Genomic DNA, 21,284 nt, shown 5'->3' with positions numbered 1-21,284 from the left:
TGCAGCAAGAGCTCGACCAGTACATCCATTACTACAATCACGAACGCATCAGGCTGAAACTAAAAGGTCTGAGCCCCGTACAGTACAGGACTCAGGCCTTGATCGCCGGCTGAATGAACCGTCCAACTATTGGGGGTCAGTTCACCGAAAGGTTCGTGGGGTCCTCTTCTGGCTTCCCACTTCCAGGCGCGAAGCGCCGCTCTTCCAGCTTCCGGTTACAGCACGGGGTTGCCCCCGACGGCGAGACGCGCCATAAGGGGGACTCCTGCCGCGAGGAGCCCCCCATGAGTTTCCTGCTGTTCTGGCCCATCCACCTGCTCAAGGCGTTCCGGCAGAGCATCGCCTACCTGCCCTCGCTGCTGGCGTTGGCCTACGCCCTGCTGAGCCTTGTCGCGCTGCTGTTGCCGATCTCCGACGACCGGCTGCCGCCCCTGCTCACGATGTTGGGCCTGGAGGCGCCCGAGGAGACGCGTGCCCTGCTCGCCGCGTTGCTGGGTGGCATGATCTCGCTGATGGTCTTCAGCTTCTCCATGGTGATGTCGGTGCTCTCGCAGGCCGGCGGGCAGTTTTCCCACAAGCTGGTGTTCGGCCTGATCTCGGAGCGCCCCCATCAGTGGGTGCTGGGCCATTACCTGGGCACCATCCTCTTCACCCTGATGCTGCTGATGGTCCCGGACGTCGCCGAGGGCCAGGCGACCTGGCGCTCGCTGGCGATTTACCTGGCCTGCGCCATGGTGGTCCACTGCCTGGCGCTGTTCGTCTATTTCATCCACAACGCCTCGCAATCGATCCAGATCGATGCCGTGGCCGCCGATCTGCACCAGTCCACGCTCGCCTCCATGGAGAGGCTGCAGTCTCGCCAGCAGAGCAAGGAGTGGCGCATCCTGGCGGTTGCCCCGTCATCCGGCCATCGCCAGCATACCGTGCATGCCCACCGCGCCGGCTACCTGCAGAATGCCGACCTCACCGCCCTGGCCGACCTGGCGCGCCGGGTCGACGGCGTCGTGCACCTTCATTTCCGCTTCGGCGACTACGTGGTAGAGGGGCTGCCGATCCTCTCGCTGGAGGCCGCGGCGCTTCCCGAGGCGAGCTGGTGCGACGAGGTCCGGGCCACCCTGACCTACGTGGAGGGAGAATCGATCACCGAGCACCACGTGTTCGGCATGACCCAGCTGATGGAGGTCGCGCTGAAGGCCCTCTCACCGGGCATCAACGACCCCGGGACCGCCCGCCTCTGCCTGCATCGCCTGACCGACCTGTTGCGCCGACGCCTTGAGTGGCGGCCCTGCGACGCGCTCTTCGACCAGGACGGAACCTGCCGGGTCACCTGGCAGGTAGAGGACTTCGAGAGCCTGCTCTACCGGCTCTTCCAGCCCATCCTGCGCTACGGCAGGGATGATCTGAGCATCGGCCTCGGGGTGCTCAAGGCCCTGAAGACCCTCTCTCTGTTCGCCGAGCAACAGGATCTCGACATCCTCCAGGCCCATGCCGACCGAGTGGTGGAGACGCTGTCCCACGCGGCGGGCCATCCGCTGGACAGACGTTTCGTCTCGGCGCGCCTGGACGACGGCCTCCATCGGCTCTCGCTCCCGGCAGCGCTCCCTGACCGTTAGCCGGCCTGATCGCGGCCAGCCGGCGTCAGTAGAGCTTGGGTTCGCCTTGGGGGCGGGTCTTGAAGCGGCGATGCAGCCAGAGGTACTGCTCCGGATGCTTGCGAATCGCCTGTTCGATGACGGCATTCACCCGTGTCGCATCGGCCAGTTCGTCGCCACTGGGGAAGTCTTCCAGCGGCGGCAGATACTCCAGGGTGTAGGTGCGGTTGTCCGGATTGCGGTGGAAGATCAGCGGCATGACGGGAGCCCCGGTCATGCGGGCGATCTTGGCAGTGAGCTTGATGGAGGCGGCGTCGATACCGAAGAAGGGGGCGAAGACGCTGACGTCGCGGCCGAAGTCCTGGTCCGGGGAGTACCAGACCGCATAACCGGCCTTGATACGACGCACCACGCCGCGCAGATCGTGACGGTCGAGGACCTCATCAAAGTAGGGGGCCCGAGCGCGGGCCATGAAGCGGTCGAAGACCGGGTTGTCGTGGGGACGCTGCACGGCGTCGGCGCGGAAGTAGAGCGCATGCAGGGCGGCCCCCAGGTCCAGGGTCGAGAAGTGCACCCCGATGATCAGCGCCCCCCTGCCCTCGGCCTGCACCCTGGCCATGTGCTGCTGGCCCTTGAAGGTGACGCGGTGGCGCAGATGCTCTGGATCGCGACACCAGCCGGTGGCGGTCTCCATAATGCCGATACCGTTGGCGATAAAGGTCTCGCGCACCAGCCTGGCCTGCTGCGCCTCGTCCAACTCGGGAAAGCACAGACGGATATTGGTCTCGGTGATGTGGCGCCGGCGCTTCGCGAAGCGCCAGGCGGCCAGGCCGATCAGCTTTCCGATCCAGAGCTTGAGACGCCAGGGCAGCCAGGCGGCGACATACATGGCACCGATGGCTAGCCATACCGGCCAGTAGCGTGGATGGGCGAAATTGGGCTGAGGGGACTCGTCCCGGGTCATGCGGCTTCCCGTGCTGCGGCGATCAGTGTGCCCCATGGTAGCGCCTGGGCACCCTTGGCAGCACCCCGGTGAGCAGGGTGTAGCTGATGGTGCCGCAATGGCGGGCCACCTCGTCCACCGGGAGAATCTGGCCGTTCGCGGCGCGCCCCCAGAGCACGACTTCACTGCCAATCTCGGCCTCGGGGATCTCGGTGATATCCACCGTGAGCATGTCCATGGAAACCTTGCCGGCAAGGCTGGCGCGCTGACCATTGACCATCACCGGGGTACCGTCGACCGCGTGCCGATCATAGCCATCACCATAGCCACAGGCGACCACGCCAATCCGCGAGGGGCGTGGCGTCCGCCAGCGCCCAGCATAGCCCACCGGCTCGCCTGCCGCGAGCTCGCGTACGGCGATGATCTCGGAGCGCAGGGTCATGACCGGCGCCAGCCGACGGCTGGCCTCGTTGGAGGCCTCCAGCGGGTCGCTGCCGTAGAGCATCACTCCCGGGCGGTTCCAGGCGCCATGCGCCTCGGGCCAGGCCAGGGTGGCGGGCGAGTTGGCGAGGCAGGTGGGGGCCTCGAGCCGACTTGCCAGGTCATCAAGCAGCTCGAGCTGACGGCGAAAGTAGCCCGACTCCAGGGCATCGGCGGTCGCGAAGTGGCTCATCAGGTGCAAGTCGCAGGCGCGGTCGGGGGCCGCGACGAGGCGCGACCAGACCGCCTCGGCCTGTTCCGGCGGGAAGCCCAACCGGTGCATGCCCGAATCCACCTTGACCCACACCGGAATGGGCCGCGCGGGACGATAGGCGAGCAGCGCCTCCAACTGCCAGTCGGCGTGTACCGCCATCCATAGCTTCAGCGCCTCGACCCGCTCCAGCTCGGCGGCCTCGAAGATGCCCTCGAGCAGCACGATGGGCGCCGTGATGCCGCCCTCGCGCAGGACCTCGGCTTCCTCGAGGCAGGCCACGGCAAACGCCGGCGCCAGCCTCTCGAGCGCCCGGGCGCAGGCCACCGCGCCATGGCCGTAGGCATCGGCCTTGATCACGGCAACGGCGCGGCTGTGGGGGGCCTGGTCACGGGCCAGGCGGTAATTGTGACGCAGGGCGTCTAGGTCGATATCGGCGATCAGCGGCCGAGTCATGCCGGCGGGTTCCTTACTCGAAGATGGCATCCAGCGAGAGGCCCTGCTTGTCGAGCATGCGACGCAGCTTCTTGAGCGCTTCCACCTGGATTTGGCGGACACGCTCGCGCGTCAGGCCGATCTCCTCGCCGACCTGCTCTAGGGTCGCGGCCTCGTGGCCACGCAGGCCGAAGCGACGCACCACCACTTCCATCTGCTTCTCGGTGAGCTCGGCCAGCCACTCATCGACATGCTGGCGCACGTCGCCGTCGACCAGGGTGGACTCCGGGCCCTGGTCATTGTCGTCGGCCAGGGTCTCGATCAGCGGCTTGTCGCTCTCGCTGCCCATCGGATAGTCGACGGAGGAGACCCGCTCGTTGAGGCCCATCATCTTCTTGACGGTCTCCACCGGCTTGTCGAGGTAGTCGGCGACCTCCTCGGCGGTGGCCTCGTGGTCCAGCTTCTGGGTCAGCTCACGAGCGGCCCGCAGGTAGATGTTGAGTTCCTTGACCACGTGGATCGGCAGCCGGATGGTGCGGGTCTGGTTCATCAGCGCCCGCTCGATGGTCTGGCGGATCCACCAGGTGGCATAGGTGGAGAAACGGAAACCGCGCTCGGGGTCGAACTTCTCCACCGCGCGGATCAGGCCCAGGTTACCCTCCTCGATCAGGTCGAGAAGTGTCAGGCCACGGTTGAGGTAGCGCCGGGCGATCTTCACCACCAGACGCAGGTTGGACTCGATCATTCTTGCCCGGCCGGCCGGGTCTCCCTGCCGCGCCAGTCGGCCATAGTGGACCTCTTCTTCCGGCGTCAGCAGCGGCGAAAAACCAATCTCGTTGAGGTAGATCTGGGTGGCATCGAGGCTGTGACGTTGATGGCGGTCCTCGCGATTCAGCGCTTTCTCGAAGGCTTCCTCATCGCCGACGACCGTCTCCTCTTCCTCGATATCCTCCCGTTCCAGCTCGTTCTCGGTCTCGGCGGCATCCTCGTCCGCCTCGTCGGCGGATGCCAGATTCACATCCTGAAGATCCCGTTCAAGCATGCTCATCAATTGCTACCCCATGGTTGCGACCAGGCGTCGTGAGTCCAGGCCGGACGACCGACGCGCGACGTTATTATTGTATGGTTACCCCATTTCTCCTGCCTCGGCGACTGGCTGACCCTTAGGGTCAGCGGGCCGGCAGAAACTCGAGGGGATTTTGGGGCTGGCCATCCTTGCGCACCTCGAAGTGCAGCCTGACGTCCTCGGCATCGCTGTCGCCCATGGTGGCGATGACCTCACCGGCCTCGACCACATCATTTTCCTTGACGTTCAGGGTCTCGTTGTGGGCATAGGCACTCAGGAACTGGTTGTTGTGCTTGAGCAGGATCAGGTTGCCATAGCCCCTGACGCCGCTACCCGCATAGACCACGATGCCTGGGCCAGCTGCCTTGACAGGTTGCCCCTTTTGTCCGGCGATATCAATGCCGGCGGTGATGCTCCCGCCCTCGCCGAACTGGCCGATCACGTCACCCTCGACCGGCCACTGCCAGGCCACTTCGTCCACCGGGGTATAGCGACGCTCGCCGCGCTGTTCGGAGGCCGGCTGACCGGCCACCGAGGTACCGGCATCGGCGCCAGCGGCGTCCTCTTGCGTCGATGCCCGTTCGACCTGGGCGGCCTCGTCCTCGGCTGCCGCGCTGTCCGCTGGGGGACCGCTGCGTGTCGCCGCGTCGGCGGCCTGCGACCCCTCCTCCTCCGCGCGTGATGCCCGTTCCCGGCGTTCGGCCAGGTCGCGCTCGCTCAGGCTGCCGTCCGCTCCCGGGCTGTCGTAGCTGTAGATCGGCCCCGGCCCCTGATCGCTGCCCGAGACGTCATCGGCACTCTCCATGGCCGCCTGGCTGGGCGCCTGGGGCGAGTCATCGTCCTCCTGGCGCTCGGTCGAGAGGCGCCGGTTGCGCTCGATGGCGCTCTCGTCGGGCAGCAACCAGTCGAGCTCCTCGTCGCTCGCCGACGTCCCGCCACCAAGACCGGTGGCCACGACGCCGCGCTCACCGGACGCGCTCTGGCCGGATCCACTCTCGCCGCCATCTCGAGCGGAGGCCATGGTGGCACTCCCCTCGCCACCCAACTGCAGCCGCTGGCCGGGCTCGATGCGGTAGGGCGGACCGATGCGATTGAGGCGGGCCAGGTCGCGATAGTCCATGTCATGGCGCCAGGCGATGCCGTAGAGCGTATCGCCGGCTTGAACGGTGTATTCGGCGGGCGTGGTGTCCGCCCGACTGGCCGACAGGTCGCGGACCTGAACCGGCCCGCTCTCGCCCTGCTGGGCGGCGCAGCCGGCCAGCGCCAGGGCCAGGCCAGAAATCAGAAATACCTTATGCATCGGAGCCTTCCTCCTTGTCAGCACCTTGTCGGGAACCGGGTGTCGCTGCCCGATTGGCCCGGCCGATCAGCAGTACCAGGGCCGCCCCGACCAGCATCAGGGCCACCACTGCCGGCAGCCGGGCAGGCTCACCGGTCAGTTCCGCGAAGTCGGCCGGGGTCAAGTAACGGTAGTCGAGGGGAATCATCTGGCCCTCTGTACCCAGTTGATAGCGTACCAGTTCCCGCCACGGCCAGAGTACCGGCAGCGAGCCGATGATGAAGCCGACCAGCAGTTGCAGGGTCGCCGTATGGTAGTGGCGCAGCAGCCAGGAAAGCAGCCGCGAGAAGCCGAACAAGCCAATCAGGCAGCCTACCCCGAACAGCCCGATCAGCCCCAGGTCGAAACCGCGGATGCCCTGCATTACCGTGCCGTAGAGACCCATGGTCAGCAGCAGGAAACTCCCTGAGACACCGGGCAGCAGCAGGGCACTGATGGCGATCGCCCCGCCGACCACCAGCACCAGATCGGGACTGCCTAGCTGGCTGACCAGCGGCATCAGCGACGGCAGGCCATGGGCGAGCAGCAAACCGCCGACGAGCGGCAGCAGATGCCACCATTGCCAGTCCGCCGGGTGACGGCTGACGACCACCGCCGAGGCGGCCACCAGGCCGAAAAAGAACCCGTCGAGCATCAGGGGGAAATCATCCAGCAGCCAGACGACCAGATGGGCCACGCTGATCAGGCTGATGGCGATGCCGGCCAGCAGCGGCAGCACGAAGGTCAGGTTGAGATGCGCCACCAGTAGCGGCAGACCACCGCGACGCCAGGCGACATAGGCGCTGGGGCCGAACTGCTTGATGCTGTGGATCAACTCCTCGTAGATGCCGGTGACGAAGGCGATGGTTCCGCCCGATACGCCGGGTACCGCATCGGCGGCCCCCATGCCCGCCCCCCTGAGAAAGATACCGAGATGACGCTTCAACAGCGGACTCCTTTCAAAAAATGACGTCTCTCAACGAATGACGCCTTCCAGCAACGGCACGAACCGCACCGCCTCCAGCCGCTGTGTCTCGACGTCGTCGCCACTGCGCCGCACCCGAGTCAGCCATTGCCGGCCATCCGGGCCGGCCAGCGGCGTGATCAACACCCCTCCCTCGCCGAGTTGGGCGAGCAGCGGGGCGGGCAGCTCACTGGCACAGGCCGTCAGCAGGATCACCTCGAAGGGCGCGTCTTCCGGCCAGCCGTGCCCGCCGTCGGCCAGGCGTAGCCGGGCATTGTGGACCTCGAGCAGGCGCAAGCGACCGCCGGCGCGACGATGCAGGGCATTGATCCGTTCCACCGACCAGAGTTCCTTTACCAGGCGCGACAGCACGAGAGTCTGGTAGCCGGAACCGGTCCCCACCTCCAGCACACGCGACGGCGCTTCCTGGATCACCAACTCGGTCATCCGCGCCACCATCCATGGCTGGGAGAGGGTCTGGCCATGGCCGATGGGCAACGAGGTGTCCTCGTAGGCGCGATGCGCCAGGGCTTCGTCGAGGAACAGATGACGCGGCTCGCGGGCCATCACCTCCAGCACGCGTTGATCGCGGATGCCCTGATCGGCCAGACGGCCGACCATGCGATCGCGGGTGCGCTGTGATGTCATGCCAACACCGCGCAGCAGCTCTGCCAGACGTTCAGGTGAGTGCATCCAGCCAGCCCTGCACGTCGTCGCGCGCTGCATGCCGTGTCAGGTCGGTCTGCAGCGGCGTGATGGAAACAAAGCCCGCTTCCACGGCGGCGAAGTCGGTGTCCGGACCGTCGTCGGCATTCTCGCCCACCGCAGCGATCCAGTAGCGCAGCCGGCCGCGCGGGTCGCGGACTTCCAGGGGACGGGCCGCCGGGCCGCGATAGCCCAGCCGGGTCACCCGAAAGCCCTGAATCTCGCTCCACGGCAGGTCCGGCACATTGACGTTGAGCAGGCTGCGCGGCGGCAGCGAAAGCTGGTCGGCTGCCCCGACCAGGCTCGCCGCCACCCGTCCGGCGGTCTCGAAATGGTGCGAGCCCACCAGCGACATGGCGATGGCCGCCATGCCCAGGTTGCGCCCCTCCATGGCCGCGGCCACGGTGCCGGAGTAGAGCACGTCGTCACCGAGGTTGCCGCCATGATTGATGCCCGATATCACCAGGTCGGGACGTTCGTCCCAGACGCCGTTGACCCCCAGGTAGACACAGTCCGCCGGCGTACCGTCAACGCTGTAGAAGCCATTGTCGAGCGAGGAGAGCGCCAGCGGCCGGCTCAGCGTGAGCGAGTTGCTGGCCCCGCTCTTGTCGCGATCCGGTGCGACAACGCGCAGCCGCGCATGGGGCAGCAGGGCATCGTGGAGGGCGCGCAGCCCCGGGGCGTGCACCCCGTCGTCATTGGAGAGCAGCAGTCGACGCATCATAGGCTCCTGTCGGGGGACGGGGCCCCTAGTGAGGGATGAGAGATCAGTTCCCGCAGCACGGCGGTGGCGAAGGCCCCCCGCGGCAGGCTGAAGGCCAGCCAGAGCTCGCCGTCGCCTCGCGTCAGCCGCGGCTCGCCCAGGCGCAGCCGCAGTGCCCGGCGGGCCAGGCGGACACCGGCGCGCTCCAGCCCGCCGCACAGGCCCGGGTAGCGCGCGGCCAGGGCGGCCTCGTAGGCCCGGGCCTCGCCGGTGGCGCGCGACTCGCCGATGCCCCACAGCACCCCGGCGGGGTGCAGATCGAGGCGGTGGGCCCGCTCGATGAGCCCGGCGAGCTCGGCGGCATCGTCGGGCGCAACGTCGAACTGGCTGGCGCTGCCGTCGAGCATGACCACCTCGCCGGGCAGCGGTGTGGTCCAGCTATGGTCGCGCACCCGGGCGGCCAGCAGCTCGTTGAACAGGTAGCTGCGGGCCGCGGAGAGCAGCATGCCCTCGCGGTCATCGCGCTTGCGCCAGCCGCGGGCCAGCACGGCCCGGGCGCGCTGCAGGTTGCGCCCGTCCGCGCCGAAACGCTGGGGGCCGACATAGTTGGCCACACCCGCGTCGCACAGACGCTGCCAGCGCGCCTCGAGCGCCGGGTCGGCAACGGCGGCCCCGGTGATCCGCAGGCGGAAGCGGTTGGCCCGGTGCACGCCACGCTTAAGCTTGCGCGGATGGCGGGCCTGGTCGAGCACGCGTACCCCCCGCTCGGCGAGTCGCGCCGCGAGGCCCTCGGGGGCCTCGCGGCCGGGCAGCTGCACGGAGAGCCATTGGCGGGTCACGGCGACACGGTCCTTCATGCCCGAATAGCCGACCACTCGCGACGAGACCTCGCAGAGCCGGGCCAGCTCGCGGGCGACCATCGCGGTGGTCAGGTCGCGCTTCTCGATGAACAGCCAGAGGTGCTCGCCCTCCCCTTCCGGGGCGAAGTCGAGGGCTTCCTCGACCCGGAAGTCCTCGGGGACGGCGCGATAGTCGCCGGGTGGCGGTGCGCCGAATGCTTCCTCGAGCCCCCGCGGCCAGGCCGGCGGCCAGTCGATGGCATCCTGGACGCCGGATGATCCGATCTCACTCACAAGCCGAATCCCCGTCGCGGCGCACCAGCAGCGCCACTGCCTCGGCGGCGATGCCTTCGCCGCGGCCGGTGAACCCGAGCCGCTCGGTGGTGGTGGCCTTGACGTTGACCGCGCCCCGGGCGACGCCCAGGTCCTCGGCGATATATCCGGCCATGACGCCAATATGGGGCGCCATCTTCGGCGCCTGGGCGATCAGCGTGGCGTCCAGGTTGCCGACCCGGTAGCCGGCCTCGCCCACCAGCCCGGCGACGTGGCGCAGCAAGCCACGGCTGTCGGCGCCGGCCCAGGCCGGGTCGGTATCGGGGAAGTGGCCGCCGATGTCGCCGAGGGCACACGCCCCCAGCAGGGCGTCACAGACCGCATGCAGCAGCACGTCGCCGTCGGAGTGGGCGATGAAGCCGCGATCGAAGGGGATGGCGACGCCGCCGACCATCAGGTGGTCGCCCTCGCCGAAGCGGTGAACATCGAAGCCGTGGCCGATTCGCATCATGCGCGTTTCATACTCCCTTCATGCTCCGTTCGTCCCATGCGGGGACGCCTCGGGGTGAGTCACCGAGGACGTCTGGGCGGCCAGCGCCTGGGCCGACAGCACCAGTTCGGCCAGGGCCAGGTCCTCGGGATGGGTGATCTTAAGGTTGTCGCGACGCCCGCCGACCAGCCGCGGCGAGAGGCCTACCGCCTCCACCGCCGAGGCCTCGTCGGTGACGGCCACACCCCGCGCCAGCGCATCATTCAGGGCGCGACACAGCAGGCCATGGCGGAAGCCCTGGGGGGTATAGGCATGCCAGAGCCCCTCGCGGGACTCGGTGGCCCGCACCCGCCCGGCGCCATCGTCGCGCTTCATGGTATCGGCCACCGGGGCCGCCAGCAGCCCGCCCACGGGGTCGTCGGCAATGGCCGCCAGCAGGCGCCTCAGGTCGTCGACGGTGACGCAGGGCCGGGCGACATCATGGACCAGCACCAGGTCGTCCTCTTCGGCCTCCGGGGCGATGGCCTCCAGGGCGTTGACCACCGAGTCGACCCGCTCGGCCCCGCCGGGGGCGCGACGCCAGTCGGCGAAGGGCACCCAGGCCGGGTCGAAGTGGCCATCCTCGGCGTCCAGACAGAGGCAGAGCCGGGCCTCGGGGAAGGCCTCGTGGAGGCGCGCCAGGGTGCACGCCAGCACCGGCCGGCCGGCCAGCGGCAGGTACTGCTTGGGGCGGTCGGCGCCCATGCGTCGCCCCTGCCCCGCGGCGGGCACCACAAGCCACAGGCGGCCGCTCACTGCCTCGTCTCCGCGCCGGGGGCCGGCATGCCCAGCAGGCCGGCATTGACCTCGAGGCCGGTGGTCTCCACCGCCACGCCGGGCACCCAGAAGAACTGCTCGTCGGTGCGCACCATGCCGATGTCGCTGCGGGCCCGCTCCTCGATGGCATCGAGGCCGGTCTTGAGATCCACCACCTCGGCGGCCAGGCGCGCATTGCGGTCGCGCAGCGGCTGGTTCTCCTCCTCCAGCACGGCCACCCGCTGGCGTACCTCGGCAAGCTCGCGCATGCCGCCCTCGCCGAGCCACAGCCGGTACTGCAGCAGCGCGAGCAGGATGATGAGCACGATGGCCAGCCACTTGAGCATGCAGGGAGTCCGTCACGAGGGTGTCGATGGCGGGCATTATGCCATCTTGTGACGCAGGGCGGCGAGGCGCCAGGCAGAAGCATGGCAGGGACTATCGATACGCAGCGGAACCCTGCTGCCGGCTTTTCCCCTACCGGGGGCGGGGAAAAACAAGCAAGCCACCAAGGTTGGTGGCTTGCCTGAGCCCAGGGTAATCGATTCCCGAGGCGTCTACATCTGGAAGGGCATGCGGAAGGTCAGGCTGACGTCCGAGGCATCGTCGGTGAGGCCCACGCCCAGGCTGGTGACGATGGAGGTGCTGTCATCCAGTGCGTAGGTCCCGCCCAGGTTGAGCACCCCGACATTGGCGTCGCTGCCGACCACTTTGCTGGTAGCACCGCCTTGGGTTGTTTCAGATTGCTGGATATATTCGTGAGAGTAGGAAAGCGAGAGGCTGAAGTTCTCGTTGAGCGCAAAGGCCGTCCCGAAGCCAGCGCGAATGGTATCCCCCAGCTTCACATCCCCGGGCTGGTTGCCTTCGCTCGCAGAGATATCATCAAAACTCTCCTCGAAGTTATACGTATAGCCGAGATTGGCAAAGACGATGGCCGGGTCCAGCGTCTTGAGGAGCGATACCCCGGTGTTGACACCCCATACGCCATTACCGGTTGGCAGCTCCGTGGGCACATTCAGGTTGGTATTGGAGTCCTGACGCACATCAAGCCCGTAAGGATCGGTGCCTGTTGGCGCACGCACGCCAAGATTCCAGACGAGATCGGGACGGGTCTCCGTTTCCTGGAATAGCCGATAAGAGAGTGACAGGCTGATATCACCGAGGTCCGCTTCATCCACGGATGTCTCACTGTTCTTCTCGGTAGAGAAATCATCACCTATGGATTGGTACGTACTGGTTCGGTAAACGAAGGGGAGGTTCACCCCGAGTTCCAGCCGGTCGGTCAAGCCGTAACGGGTATTCAGGTCGAAAGTCGTGATGTGGCTTTCGACCGCATCGACACTGATCTCCCCCAGAAAGATGGCGTCAAGAGCCAGAAAGCCCCGCAGGGCCAGTTGAGAGCGATCGGAATAGGAGTAGTTGATGCCCGGCTCGATAGTCAGCCGATCGGAGAAGAGGGTATGCTCCTCGCGAAGGACGTTCTCGACACTCTTGCTGGGCCTGGCTTCGCGAACCACCTCTTCCTCGTCATCGGCCATCTGGGCGTGAGCCGTCGATGCCGCTCCAAGCGATGCTGCCACGATGGAAACGTAAAAGAGTGATGCCGTATCCCGCATGAATGACCTCGCTGTGTGCTCATCAAATCATTGGTCCGAAGCTTCCTGCCAAGCGACACTGGCCGCGCCCCTCTTCCGGCACGACCAGTGGCCTGCACTCTCCTACCCTATCGTTCACCCCGGACGGTGTGTAGACCAGCCATCCACGGATTCAGGGTTCCTCAAGGAGCCAGGGGACGCGCCGAGCGGACGGCACGGCGCACGCCTGGCGCATCGGCCTTCGCACCGCGCTCCCCCATATAGAGCTGTAGTCGCGTAAGGTTGCGCACCTGCTGGAAGTCACTGCTCAACTGGATCGACTGACGGAGCCCCTGACTCGGAACGACGGCTTGCTTGACGCGACCCATGCCCGGGACATCCAGTGAAACCCCCATGCCCTGGGGTCCATTGCTGACCGAGACTCGCGTGCCGGATGCCAGCCGTTGCTCGACGGCGCTTCCGCTCGCAGCGCCCCCTCCCTGGGGAGCTGAGGCATCGGCGGCGTCGAGCACATCGATCTGCAGGTCGTTGGCGGCGGCGTTGAAATCCCCGGCCGCCTGGATGGTCTGCACCACGCCGCCGGCGTTGCCGGTACCGGCATCCACGACGGTGGCACCATTGCCCGCAAGGCCATCCGAGGCCAGGGAATCCGCCGCTACTGCGGTGATCCGCGGCTGAAAACTCACGCGGGGTGTTGCGCCGCTGAGATCCCCCCTCAAGTCCCCCTGGGCCACCAGGTGCTCGCCGTGGGACGTCCGCCACTCGCTGGTTACCTGCACCCCGAAGAACATCAGGCTGCCCTTGTCGACGAACCGTCCTCGTTGCTGTCCGAGCTCGGCATCACTCAGCTCGCGGCTCGATGTAAAGGCATCAAAGTCCGAGGTGGCGGCCTCGGCCGGTGCCGCCAATCCCGTCGTGGAAACCGCCAGCAAGGCCGTGAGGCCTGCCTTCTTGCAATTACGTTGCCACGCTTTCTTGAACATGATCGTCACCCCCTGTTCGGCTGATAGCCCCTGCAGGCCCGCTGGGGTCAGAAGAGGTCGGCATGACGAAAACCGAAATCCAGCAGCTTCTGCTTCGGTACCGGGGCGAAGACATCCTGCATGCGATGTGCCGTCAACGGCTGCCGTGGATCCAGCAGTACCGTGCCCGGATCGAATCCCTCGCCGACGACGGCAAAAATGATGTTGTTCCAGGCGTCCATGAACGCTTCGCGATCCATGACGCGATTGCCAAGGGCCGGATCCCCCACGTAGACACGATCACCGCTAGCCTTCTTCATCACCACGAAGTGCTTGTAGCCCTCCAGGTCCAGCAGCACGATGACCGGGATCGACACCTCATCCAGGGTTTGCGGTGCCACCTCGTACCCCCGGCCGCGATAGCCCAGTTCCTCCACGTAGTGCTTCAGGTCCAGCAGCGAAAACCCTTGCTGACGAACCAGCTCGGGGTCCGCGACCTCGAGCATGCCAGCCAGGACACTCTCCTCCGTGACGGAGGGCTTCTGGTAGGCATACCGGAAAATGGTGGCCAACGAGGCCGCGCCACAGGAGAAGTCCGTCTTCTGCTCGACGATATTCTCGAAGCGACGTTCACGGATGGACTGGACATCCTTATGGATCATCGTGCCGGACATGACATTGCCCAGACGCATACTGGCTGCCTGAGCATCGAGAAAGGGGAGCAAGAGCCCCAGGAGTACGGCCCCTAGCGCGAATCGATGGCGGGTTGGCATGAGCGACTCCTCGACTCACTCTCGTCTGGGGTAGAACACCCGGCCTGCCGAAGCAGGCCGGGATTGGGTTGCAGCATCGCCGTGCTGCCAAGCGCTGGCGAGCAGGATCAGCTGTCGCCGGCACTTGACGAGGCGATGGAGAGAGAGTTGCGCTGCAGGTTGTTGGTCCCTGCCGCCACGTTGGCACCGACGTTACCGCTGGCCCCACTGAGGGCGCTGCCGTCCAGGGAGGCGTCGTTGCGATGGTCGGTATAGGTCGGCCCCGTTGTGGGGACCTCACCGCTGACGGTCATCTCGAGCTTAGACCCTTCGACGCCTTGGAAGGCCAGGCCGGCAAGATCGTTGTGCCCTTCGGTTGTCTCGCCTTCAGAATGCGCATCAGCATCGTGACGCGGCACCACAACGGGCTCCTGCTGCTGCATGACCAGGCCACTGGCATCCAGCGTCACGTCATAATCAACCTCGGCGGTGCCACCCGTCTCACGGCTCACTGGGCTGTTGGTGGTGGCATTGCCATAGGTTGACTGGACGCCAGCCGAGGTGGCATTGGCATCGCCGGAGACGCTGTTTTCCGTCACTGCCAGCGAGTTCTGCTGGGCGTTCCCGACACCGGCGGCAACGTTGGCCGCAATATTGCCGGAAGCGCCCTGCAGCGAGTTGCCACCCAGCTGGGCCGAATTGGAGCTGCCGATATTGCTGACCCTATTGCCGGAGGCCGACTGGGCGGAATAGGCTTCGGCCTGGCCGAATACCTCCGCGGCGTCCGACGAGGCCAGTGCCGCATCGTTGGCCTGGCTGTTGCTGTCGCCGGCGGCCACGTTGGCACCGATGTTGCCCGAGGAGCCGGACAAGGAGTCACCGCCCATCGTTGCGTCGTTCTCCGAGCCATCATTGGTAACAGAGTTACCATCGATCAGCTGCTTGCTGTCGACCGTGGCACCGGCATAGTTATCCGCGACGCTCAACGTGAACACGCTGGTATAGAAGTCGCTGTCGCTGTTGGTTGCATGGTCGATATCGACATCGATCGAGTTATCGAGTTCTGAATCGATGGTGCTGTTGGTATCGAACTTGTTGCCGTCTCCCTGAGCCAGCGCATAGGGCGCTACCATGAGTGTGGCGACGGCAATGGCAAGCGGAGTCTTGTGGAACGTCTTCATGGCTTTCCTCCTGGATGAACCGAATCGTTCGGATTCCTGCGTTGCGATTGCGCTACTCTCCCAGCGACATGTTCATGCGGAAGCTGTTGCGAGTAGCGTTTCCCGTGCCGGCTGACTGGTTAACCTGGATGACACCTCGGGTGCCCTCGAAGGTGGTCTCGTCGACCTCGATCCTCCGTGAAGACTTTCCCGAATCATCACCTTCGGTCCCATTCAGCCCCTGCTGATCGGCCATTACCTGCTGAAGACTGCTGTCACTCAGGTTGCTGGCCGATATGCCCAGAGCCACCTCGAAGGCGTTGCTCTGCACATTCCCCAGGCCCGCTGCCTGATTGATCGACATCCACCCTTCGGAATGTCGATAGGCGCGGCCCTCAATACTGACGCTGTCCTGCCGGTCGACGAGTGAGTCTTCGATGCGTGACCGTTGCTGTAGGGCGTTGGCCGTGGTGGCGACATCACCGATGGAGATGGCACCACTGTTGCTTTGCAAGTTGCCCTCGCCAGCGGCCAGGTTGGTGGTGCTGATGCCCGTGACCCTGCTGAGGGCGCTGCTGTCGAGGGCGCTGTTGTTGCGCGTCGTCAACTCTTGCTGTGCCATGGCCAGTGGCATGCCGGCAGCCAACAGAGAGGCAACTGCCATCAGTTTGGTGGCGACCCTCACGCCTGATGTTCGAGTGTGGCTGCCCAACTTGCCGGCCTTCTTGCCGTACCGCATCGCCATCGGTGCTGAGCCCTTTCTCACGTCTTTGTCCAGCAGTTTCATGAGGCCCATGACTATCTCCCCCCGCGGGTGGTAACGGTGGCTTCCTGATGGTTGCCGATTCCCGTGGCGCGAGACTTGACGGTACTCTTGCTGCCAGCCGCCGGGGTATCCTTCCCGCGCTCGTCCCAGAGGATGACCGAATTGCTCCTCTTGCCTTCAAGGTGCCCGGCATCGACATGGCGACCACGAACGGCCTGGAGCGAAGGGTCATCGAGAGGCTCCATTCGCACAGCATCGGATGCCTCTACAGGCTTCAGCGCGGGGGAAGAGGCCTCGACAAGCGTCGCCTCTGCTGCCTGGGCATCCTGCCGTGTATCTACGGCCACCATGGCGCCGAGAAGACCGACCATCACGGCTAGCCAAAGGCCGTAGCTGGCAGACTCGCGCATCGCTGCCGTGATCCACTGATTGCTCATGGGTCGCTGTATCTGAGTCTTAACCTTCATGCCGACACCTGCTCAACATCTCGTATGCGGTTCTTACCCTGATGGGAGCAAACGCCATGCCAAAATTTAAGTCACTGTTTTTATTGGATTAAATGCGAAGAGCTCCTCGGCAGGCCCCGTTAAGCAGGTGTAACCCTCCTCCCTCCCTCCCCGCTCAGGAGACGGATCTCAGGTCAGGAATGTTGCAAAATCAGACAATTAGCTTAATTCGAGAAGGCCGTTTCATGCATGAACCGCCTCCTTCTTCCCACAGAACTGGATCCTGGCACCAGCCATAAAAAAGCCTGATGGAAGGCCCATCAGGCAACATGCAGATCCTCAGTACAGGAGGGTGGAAAGATAATACGATCAGCCGATCAGCCCTCGGCTTCTACTCCCGGATGGGAAATATCGTGCTTCTCCATCAGCCGATAGATGGTGACATGCGAGACTCCCAACTCCCGGGCCGCCGGACGGACCCTACTCTCGTTGCGTTCCAGCGCGGCAACCAATGCCTCTCGCTCTGCCCTCTCCCTGGCCTGATCGAGCGTCATCGAATGGCGCACGATCTTGCGACGCTCGATGCCCAGATCCCTGGGCTGGATAAGGCGTTTCTCGCACATGACCATGGCACGCCGGATGCGGTTGATCAGCTCACGGATATTCCCGGGCCAGGCATACTGGCGCATGACCACCAGCGCCTCGCGGGAAAACCCCTTGAGTCGGGCGCTCTTCTCTCCTGAAAAGCGGTCGAAGAAGTAACGCGCCATCACCTCGATATCGTCAGGGTGTTCACGGAGTGCCGGCACCCTGACATGCAGCACATTCAACCGATGGTAGAGGTCCTCGCGGAATCGCCCCTCCTCGATGGCAGCCTCGAGGTCCACATGGGTGGCGGCGATGATGCGCACATCGACTCTGATCTCTTCCAGGCCGCCCACGCGCTGGATGCTCTGTGTCTCGAGAAAGCGCAGCAGGTTGACCTGAAGTTCCAGCGGCAGATCACCGATCTCGTCAAGGAAGAGGGTGCCACCGTCGGCTGCCTCGATCCGGCCGATCTTGCGATGGACCGCTCCGGTGAAGGCCCCCTTCTCGTGCCCGAAGAGCTCAGATTGGATCAGGTGGTCCGGCAAGGCCCCGCAATTGATGGCATGAAACGACGATGACGCCCGCGGTGAACGCTCATGAATCGCCTGGGCGGTCAGTTCCTTGCCTGTCCCGGATTCACCGCCTATCAGGATCGGTGCCTCCACCGCTGCCACCTTGCGGATGACCTGGAAAAGGGACCGCATCACGGGGCTGGTCCCCACCATTTCATATTCTGCCATGTCAGCTGATAGGGCAGCCTCCCTGTGACAGGGCCTGCTGTCTCCACTCCGAAGCAGTGATAGGGGCAACGCATGTCGCATCAAGCAGTCAAGTTCGGCGAGGTCGATGGTCGGTGCCACCACGGCATGACACAGCGTGGCGACCAGTTGTCGCCTGCTGGCGTCCTCGACCGCATCGTCTGCCGCGACCACCATCCAGGGGCAGTGGCTCTCGAGCAGCATTGCCTCCAGCTGAGCTAGCCGGGCATCCGCCATGCCATCGAGCAGAACCAGTCCGACCCCGCACTCTCTGTCCTCCTCCAGGCGAGAGCTGAAAAGAGGCGGAGATAGTCGCCTTACTTTCCAGCCGATCGAGTCGATCTTGGCTTCCAACTGCTCTGCTGCTGCCGGATCCTCCGCCACCAGCCAGCAACGTTGCTTCATTTCCATGGCGACTCACCTCATCCCTGCGGCAGCGAGATAAATTCAACCTGCAGACGACCAGTTCCCCGACAACGGTAACCTGGAGCCGGGAACGAGACCTTTCAGGACGATCACTGCCACTCGCTGATCGTTGACTTGAATGTATCGAGCGAACGAAGTCACCGATTTGGTGCTGAAGTATGAGATACATACTGATTACATTCCTCAGGGAGAGTGTAGCAGTCGTCACTCGGTCAACTCCGGTAGGGCAGCGCCGCCTCGGCTGCCCGACAGTAGGCTTCGACGTGGGTACGCTCCTCGGCACAGAAGCGCGCCACGGCATCGCGAAGCCGCGGGTCGGCGATATGGTGCAGCGAGGTGAGCCGGCGTGGCGCGAACCCCCGCGCGAGCTTGTGTTCGCCCTGGGTCCCGGGATCGAAGAGCGTCAGGCCGCGCGCCAGGCAGTGCTCGATGCCTTGGTAGTAGCAGGCCTCGAAGTGCAGGCAGTCGGCCAGTACCTCGCTGCCCCAGTAACGCCCATAGAGGGTGCGTGCCCCCTGCAGACAGAGCGCGGCGGCCACCGGAACGCCGTCGCGACGGGCCTGGATCAGCAGCAGTGACTCGGGCAGGGTTCGGCGCAGGCGCTCGAAGAAGTCGAGGCCAAGGTAGCCATGGCGGCCGCGCTCGAGGTAGGTGATCTCGTAGCAGCGGAAGAAGTGCGCCATCGCCGCGGCGTCGATGGCCTCGCCCTCCAGGCGATGCAGGGTCAGCCTCTGCTCGGCCACCAGGCGCCGCTCGCGGCGAATTGCCTTGCGCCGCTTCGCGGTCAGGGCGGCCAGAAAACCCTCGAAGTCGCCAAAGCCGGCGTCGTGCCACTGAAACTGCACGCCGTGGCGGGCCAGCAGCAACGGACAGGCCGCCTGCCAGGCATCGACCTCGGCCGGTTCGGCGAACAGCAGGTGCCAGCTCGACAGCGCACTGGCCTCCCAGGCCTCGGCCAGCACTCGGCGCGCCGCCAGCGGATCGATATGTGGGGCCAGGGCCAGCCGCGGCCCGGGTGCCGGGGTGAAGGGGATCGCCGAGAGCCCTTTGGGATAGTAGCGACCTCCCGCGCGCTCCCAGGCATCGGCCCAGCCCCAGTCGAAGACGTATTCGCCGAAAGAGTGGTGCTTGTGGTAATGCGGCAGGATGCCGACCAGCGCCGCGTCCTGCCACAGGGTCAGGTGGCGCGGTACCCAGCCGGTAGCGGGACTCACCGCGCCGCTGGCTTCCAGGGCATGCAGGAACTCATGGCGCAGAAAGGGATGATCGTCGCCGACCAGGGCATTCCAGGCCGCGGCGGGTACCGCCTCGATGGCGGGCAGTTCGTGCAGCACGAGCGAGGTCATGGCGACTCCTGGGAAATGCCGGTATTCAAGGCGAGAGGCGCCGGGGCAGCCTGCCGACGGCTCAGCCCCGAACCCTGCCACCTATGCGACGGCTCCGATAGCTGACAAGCCGTTGGCAGAAGGCCTACATTGTGCCCAGTGCCCGAGTCCCCTTCCATCCTCATCGACACACGGAGACGTGCATGACCGATGCCCGCGCCCTGCAGGCGCGCCTTGACCGGCAGCGCCAGGCCTTCGCTGCCGAGCCTCTCCCCTCGGCGGCGATCCGTCGCGACCGCCTTGCCCGCCTGGCGCGCATGACTCGCCATCACCGCGAGGAGATCGCCCAGGCGATCCACCAGGACGTCGGCCACCGCGCCGAGGCCGAGACACGTCTGGCGGAGGTCGTGCCGCTGCTGCTGGCCATCCGCCACACCCGCCGCCACCTCAAGCGCTGGATGACGCCCCGCCGTGCCGCCGTGCCCTGGCGGCTGAAGCCGGGCCGCGCGCGCCTCTACCGCCAGCCGCTGGGGGTCGTGGGCATCATCGCCCCGGCCAACTACCCCTGGAGCCTGGCGTTGATGCCGGCGCTGGATGCGCTGGCCGCCGGCAACCGGGTGATGATCAAACCCAGCGAACAGACCCCCACCACCAGCGCCCTGCTGGCTGAACTGGTCGAACGCTATTTCGCGCCCGAGGAACTGCAGGTGGTCACCGGGGATGCCGACATCGGCAGAGCCTTCGCCGCCCTGTCCTTCGACCACCTGCTGTTCACCGGCAGCCCCCGGGTGGGCCGCAAGGTGGCCCAGGCCGCGGCCGCCAACCTCACGCCCGTCACCCTGGAGCTCGGCGGCAAGGCCCCGGCCATCGTCGCCGATGATGCCGACCTGACGCATGCCGCCCGGCGCATCGCCTTCGGCAAGTGGCTCAATGCCGGCCGGACCTGCATCGCGCCGGACCACGTGCTGATCGATGCGGCACGCCTGCCGGCCTTCATCGAGGCGATCCGCGGGGTGGTAAAGGACTTCTATCCCCACGGCACGGCCAGCGATGACTACTCGGCGGTGCCCGGCGACGCCACCCGCAGCCGCCTCGAGCGACTGCTCGACGAGGCGCGCGACCATGGCTGCCGGGTGATCGAGCTCGGCGAGCGCCTGGAACTCGGCCACGGTGCCAAGCTGCCGCCTACGCTGGTGATCGACCCCACCGCCAACCTGGCGATCATGCAGGAGGAGGTCTTCGGCCCCTGGCTGCCGGTGATCGGCGTGCGCGACTTCGATGCTGCCCTGGCCAAGGTCGCCGACGGCCCGAGCCCGCTGGCGCTCTACGCCTTTACCGATGACCCGGGCCGCCGCTGGCGACTGCTGGAGCAGACCCGCTCCGGGGGTGTGGTCTTCAATGACACCCTCTGGCACTACACGGTGCCTGCCCTGCCCTTCGGCGGCATCGGCGAGAGCGGCATGGGGGCCTATCACGGCGAGGCCGGTTTCCTGCGCTTCACTCACCAGCGCAGCGTCTTCCTGCAGGCACGTCATAACGCCGCGGGGCTGCTCGACCCGCCCTGGCGTCGCTGGTGGCTGCGCCTGCTGGGTCTCTGAGCCGGTCTTTCGGCAACATATTGGCGGTAATAAAACTACAAAAATTGCCGAATAACGGGTAGCATGGCCGGATAACCGGACATTTTATTGGTAA

Annotated in this window: 22 protein-coding genes; 3 read left to right on the top strand and 19 right to left on the bottom strand. The window is 65.8% G+C overall.

The window, feature by feature from the left end:
* On the top strand, positions 1-113 hold a 113-nt coding region (locus FHR95_RS14085; RefSeq protein ID WP_183314890.1), incomplete at its 5' end, for an IS3 family transposase.
* Positions 114-284: 171 nt separating this feature from the next.
* Positions 285-1,613 (top strand): DUF2254 domain-containing protein, encoded by a 1,329-nt coding sequence (locus FHR95_RS14080; RefSeq protein WP_183314889.1) that lies wholly within the window; start codon positions 285-287, stop codon positions 1,611-1,613.
* A 25-nt stretch (positions 1,614-1,638) separates the two neighbouring features.
* On the opposite strand, the gene lpxL is transcribed toward FHR95_RS14080, so the two are convergent.
* The 19 genes from lpxL to FHR95_RS13985 form a co-directional block, all read right to left on the bottom strand.
* Complete coding sequence (gene lpxL, locus FHR95_RS14075; protein WP_183314888.1) at positions 1,639-2,556, bottom strand: LpxL/LpxP family Kdo(2)-lipid IV(A) lauroyl/palmitoleoyl acyltransferase; 918 nt, start codon at positions 2,554-2,556, stop codon at positions 1,639-1,641.
* 22 nt (positions 2,557-2,578) lie between these two features.
* A complete protein-coding gene (gene alr / locus FHR95_RS14070) occupies positions 2,579-3,682 on the bottom strand; it encodes an alanine racemase (RefSeq protein WP_183314887.1) in 1,104 nt (367 codons plus the stop codon).
* A 13-nt stretch (positions 3,683-3,695) separates the two neighbouring features.
* On the bottom strand, positions 3,696-4,709 hold the full coding sequence (rpoS, locus tag FHR95_RS14065; RefSeq protein WP_040184646.1) for an RNA polymerase sigma factor RpoS: 1,014 nt from the start codon (positions 4,707-4,709) through the stop codon (positions 3,696-3,698).
* Between the two features lie 121 nt (positions 4,710-4,830).
* Entirely contained in the window at positions 4,831-6,027 is a 1,197-nt protein-coding gene (locus FHR95_RS14060; RefSeq protein WP_183314886.1) for a peptidoglycan DD-metalloendopeptidase family protein, read from the bottom strand.
* A complete protein-coding gene (locus tag FHR95_RS14055) occupies positions 6,020-6,994 on the bottom strand; it encodes a DUF368 domain-containing protein (RefSeq protein ID WP_246378608.1) in 975 nt (324 codons plus the stop codon). The genes FHR95_RS14060 and FHR95_RS14055 overlap by 8 nt, the downstream gene beginning before the upstream one ends.
* Positions 6,995-7,021: 27 nt before the next feature.
* Positions 7,022-7,702, bottom strand: coding sequence for a protein-L-isoaspartate(D-aspartate) O-methyltransferase (locus FHR95_RS14050; protein ID WP_183314885.1), 681 nt, complete (start codon positions 7,700-7,702; stop codon positions 7,022-7,024).
* Complete coding sequence (surE, locus tag FHR95_RS14045; protein WP_040184642.1) at positions 7,689-8,435, bottom strand: 5'/3'-nucleotidase SurE; 747 nt, start codon at positions 8,433-8,435, stop codon at positions 7,689-7,691. The genes FHR95_RS14050 and surE overlap by 14 nt, the downstream gene beginning before the upstream one ends.
* The gene (truD, locus tag FHR95_RS14040; RefSeq protein ID WP_343065222.1) at positions 8,435-9,550 is read right to left on the bottom strand and encodes a tRNA pseudouridine(13) synthase TruD; all 1,116 of its coding nucleotides are present in this window, start codon (positions 9,548-9,550) and stop codon (positions 8,435-8,437) included. Before truD ends, surE begins: the two co-directional genes overlap by 1 nt.
* Positions 9,543-10,037 (bottom strand): 2-C-methyl-D-erythritol 2,4-cyclodiphosphate synthase, encoded by a 495-nt coding sequence (gene ispF, locus FHR95_RS14035; protein ID WP_281380773.1) that lies wholly within the window; start codon positions 10,035-10,037, stop codon positions 9,543-9,545. The genes truD and ispF overlap by 8 nt, the downstream gene beginning before the upstream one ends.
* Before the next feature lie 21 nt (positions 10,038-10,058).
* Positions 10,059-10,814 (bottom strand): 2-C-methyl-D-erythritol 4-phosphate cytidylyltransferase, encoded by a 756-nt coding sequence (gene ispD / locus FHR95_RS14030; RefSeq protein WP_183314883.1) that lies wholly within the window; start codon positions 10,812-10,814, stop codon positions 10,059-10,061.
* Positions 10,811-11,161: a cell division protein FtsB gene (ftsB, locus tag FHR95_RS14025; protein WP_183314882.1), complete on the bottom strand. Its 351-nt coding sequence runs from the start codon at positions 11,159-11,161 to the stop codon at positions 10,811-10,813. Before ftsB ends, ispD begins: the two co-directional genes overlap by 4 nt.
* 210 nt (positions 11,162-11,371) lie before the next feature.
* Entirely contained in the window at positions 11,372-12,430 is a 1,059-nt protein-coding gene (locus tag FHR95_RS14020; RefSeq protein ID WP_183314881.1) for a transporter, read from the bottom strand.
* A gap of 161 nt (positions 12,431-12,591) precedes the next feature.
* Positions 12,592-13,392, bottom strand: a complete 801-nt coding sequence (locus tag FHR95_RS14015; protein WP_183314880.1) for a hypothetical protein — start codon at positions 13,390-13,392, stop codon at positions 12,592-12,594.
* 47 nt (positions 13,393-13,439) lie between these two features.
* Positions 13,440-14,144 carry a C39 family peptidase gene (locus FHR95_RS14010; protein WP_183314879.1) on the bottom strand — a complete coding sequence of 235 codons (705 nt, stop codon included), beginning with the start codon at positions 14,142-14,144 and terminating at the stop codon, positions 13,440-13,442.
* A 107-nt stretch (positions 14,145-14,251) separates the two neighbouring features.
* The gene (locus FHR95_RS14005) at positions 14,252-15,304 is read right to left on the bottom strand and encodes a hypothetical protein (protein WP_183314878.1); all 1,053 of its coding nucleotides are present in this window, start codon (positions 15,302-15,304) and stop codon (positions 14,252-14,254) included.
* 52 nt (positions 15,305-15,356) lie between these two features.
* Positions 15,357-16,070 carry a hypothetical protein gene (locus FHR95_RS14000; protein ID WP_183314877.1) on the bottom strand — a complete coding sequence of 238 codons (714 nt, stop codon included), beginning with the start codon at positions 16,068-16,070 and terminating at the stop codon, positions 15,357-15,359.
* Between the two features lie 11 nt (positions 16,071-16,081).
* Complete coding sequence (locus tag FHR95_RS13995) at positions 16,082-16,486, bottom strand: hypothetical protein (RefSeq protein ID WP_183314876.1); 405 nt, start codon at positions 16,484-16,486, stop codon at positions 16,082-16,084.
* A gap of 386 nt (positions 16,487-16,872) precedes the next feature.
* A complete protein-coding gene (locus FHR95_RS13990) occupies positions 16,873-18,252 on the bottom strand; it encodes a sigma-54 interaction domain-containing protein (protein WP_221199338.1) in 1,380 nt (459 codons plus the stop codon).
* Between the two features lie 227 nt (positions 18,253-18,479).
* Positions 18,480-19,613 (bottom strand): GNAT family N-acetyltransferase, encoded by a 1,134-nt coding sequence (locus FHR95_RS13985; protein ID WP_183314875.1) that lies wholly within the window; start codon positions 19,611-19,613, stop codon positions 18,480-18,482.
* A 182-nt stretch (positions 19,614-19,795) separates the two neighbouring features.
* On the opposite strand from FHR95_RS13985, the gene FHR95_RS13980 reads away from it, so the two are divergent.
* A complete protein-coding gene (locus tag FHR95_RS13980; protein ID WP_183314874.1) occupies positions 19,796-21,190 on the top strand; it encodes a coniferyl aldehyde dehydrogenase in 1,395 nt (464 codons plus the stop codon).
* Positions 21,191-21,284: the final 94 nt, after the last annotated feature.

The organism is Halomonas fontilapidosi, assembly GCF_014192285.1.
Classification (GTDB): Bacteria; Pseudomonadota; Gammaproteobacteria; order Pseudomonadales; family Halomonadaceae; genus Halomonas; species Halomonas fontilapidosi.
The sequence above is the reverse complement of the archived record's forward strand: the minus strand, read 5'-3'. Positions and strand labels throughout refer to the sequence as shown.

Bases quoted from the DNA above. Each gene is read 5' to 3' on its own strand.
- FHR95_RS14080 (WP_183314889.1), top strand. From the start codon at position 285: ATGAGTTTCCTGCTGTTCTGGCCCATCCACCTGCTCAAGGCGTTCCGG.
- lpxL (WP_183314888.1), bottom strand. From the start codon at position 2,556: ATGACCCGGGACGAGTCCCCTCAGCCCAATTTCGCCCATCCACGCTAC.
- alr (WP_183314887.1), bottom strand. From the start codon at position 3,682: ATGACTCGGCCGCTGATCGCCGATATCGACCTAGACGCCCTGCGTCAC.
- rpoS (WP_040184646.1), bottom strand. From the start codon at position 4,709: ATGAGCATGCTTGAACGGGATCTTCAGGATGTGAATCTGGCATCCGCC.
- FHR95_RS14060 (WP_183314886.1), bottom strand. From the start codon at position 6,027: ATGCATAAGGTATTTCTGATTTCTGGCCTGGCCCTGGCGCTGGCCGGC.
- FHR95_RS14050 (WP_183314885.1), bottom strand. From the start codon at position 7,702: ATGCACTCACCTGAACGTCTGGCAGAGCTGCTGCGCGGTGTTGGCATG.
- surE (WP_040184642.1), bottom strand. From the start codon at position 8,435: ATGCGTCGACTGCTGCTCTCCAATGACGACGGGGTGCACGCCCCGGGG.
- ispF (WP_281380773.1), bottom strand. From the start codon at position 10,037: ATGCGAATCGGCCACGGCTTCGATGTTCACCGCTTCGGCGAGGGCGAC.
- ftsB (WP_183314882.1), bottom strand. From the start codon at position 11,161: ATGCTCAAGTGGCTGGCCATCGTGCTCATCATCCTGCTCGCGCTGCTG.
- FHR95_RS14020 (WP_183314881.1), bottom strand. From the start codon at position 12,430: ATGCGGGATACGGCATCACTCTTTTACGTTTCCATCGTGGCAGCATCG.
- FHR95_RS14015 (WP_183314880.1), bottom strand. From the start codon at position 13,392: ATGTTCAAGAAAGCGTGGCAACGTAATTGCAAGAAGGCAGGCCTCACG.
- FHR95_RS14010 (WP_183314879.1), bottom strand. From the start codon at position 14,144: ATGCCAACCCGCCATCGATTCGCGCTAGGGGCCGTACTCCTGGGGCTC.
- FHR95_RS14005 (WP_183314878.1), bottom strand. From the start codon at position 15,304: ATGAAGACGTTCCACAAGACTCCGCTTGCCATTGCCGTCGCCACACTC.
- FHR95_RS14000 (WP_183314877.1), bottom strand. From the start codon at position 16,070: ATGAAACTGCTGGACAAAGACGTGAGAAAGGGCTCAGCACCGATGGCG.
- FHR95_RS13995 (WP_183314876.1), bottom strand. From the start codon at position 16,486: ATGAGCAATCAGTGGATCACGGCAGCGATGCGCGAGTCTGCCAGCTAC.
- FHR95_RS13990 (WP_221199338.1), bottom strand. From the start codon at position 18,252: ATGGAAATGAAGCAACGTTGCTGGCTGGTGGCGGAGGATCCGGCAGCA.
- FHR95_RS13985 (WP_183314875.1), bottom strand. From the start codon at position 19,613: ATGACCTCGCTCGTGCTGCACGAACTGCCCGCCATCGAGGCGGTACCC.
- FHR95_RS13980 (WP_183314874.1), top strand. From the start codon at position 19,796: ATGACCGATGCCCGCGCCCTGCAGGCGCGCCTTGACCGGCAGCGCCAG.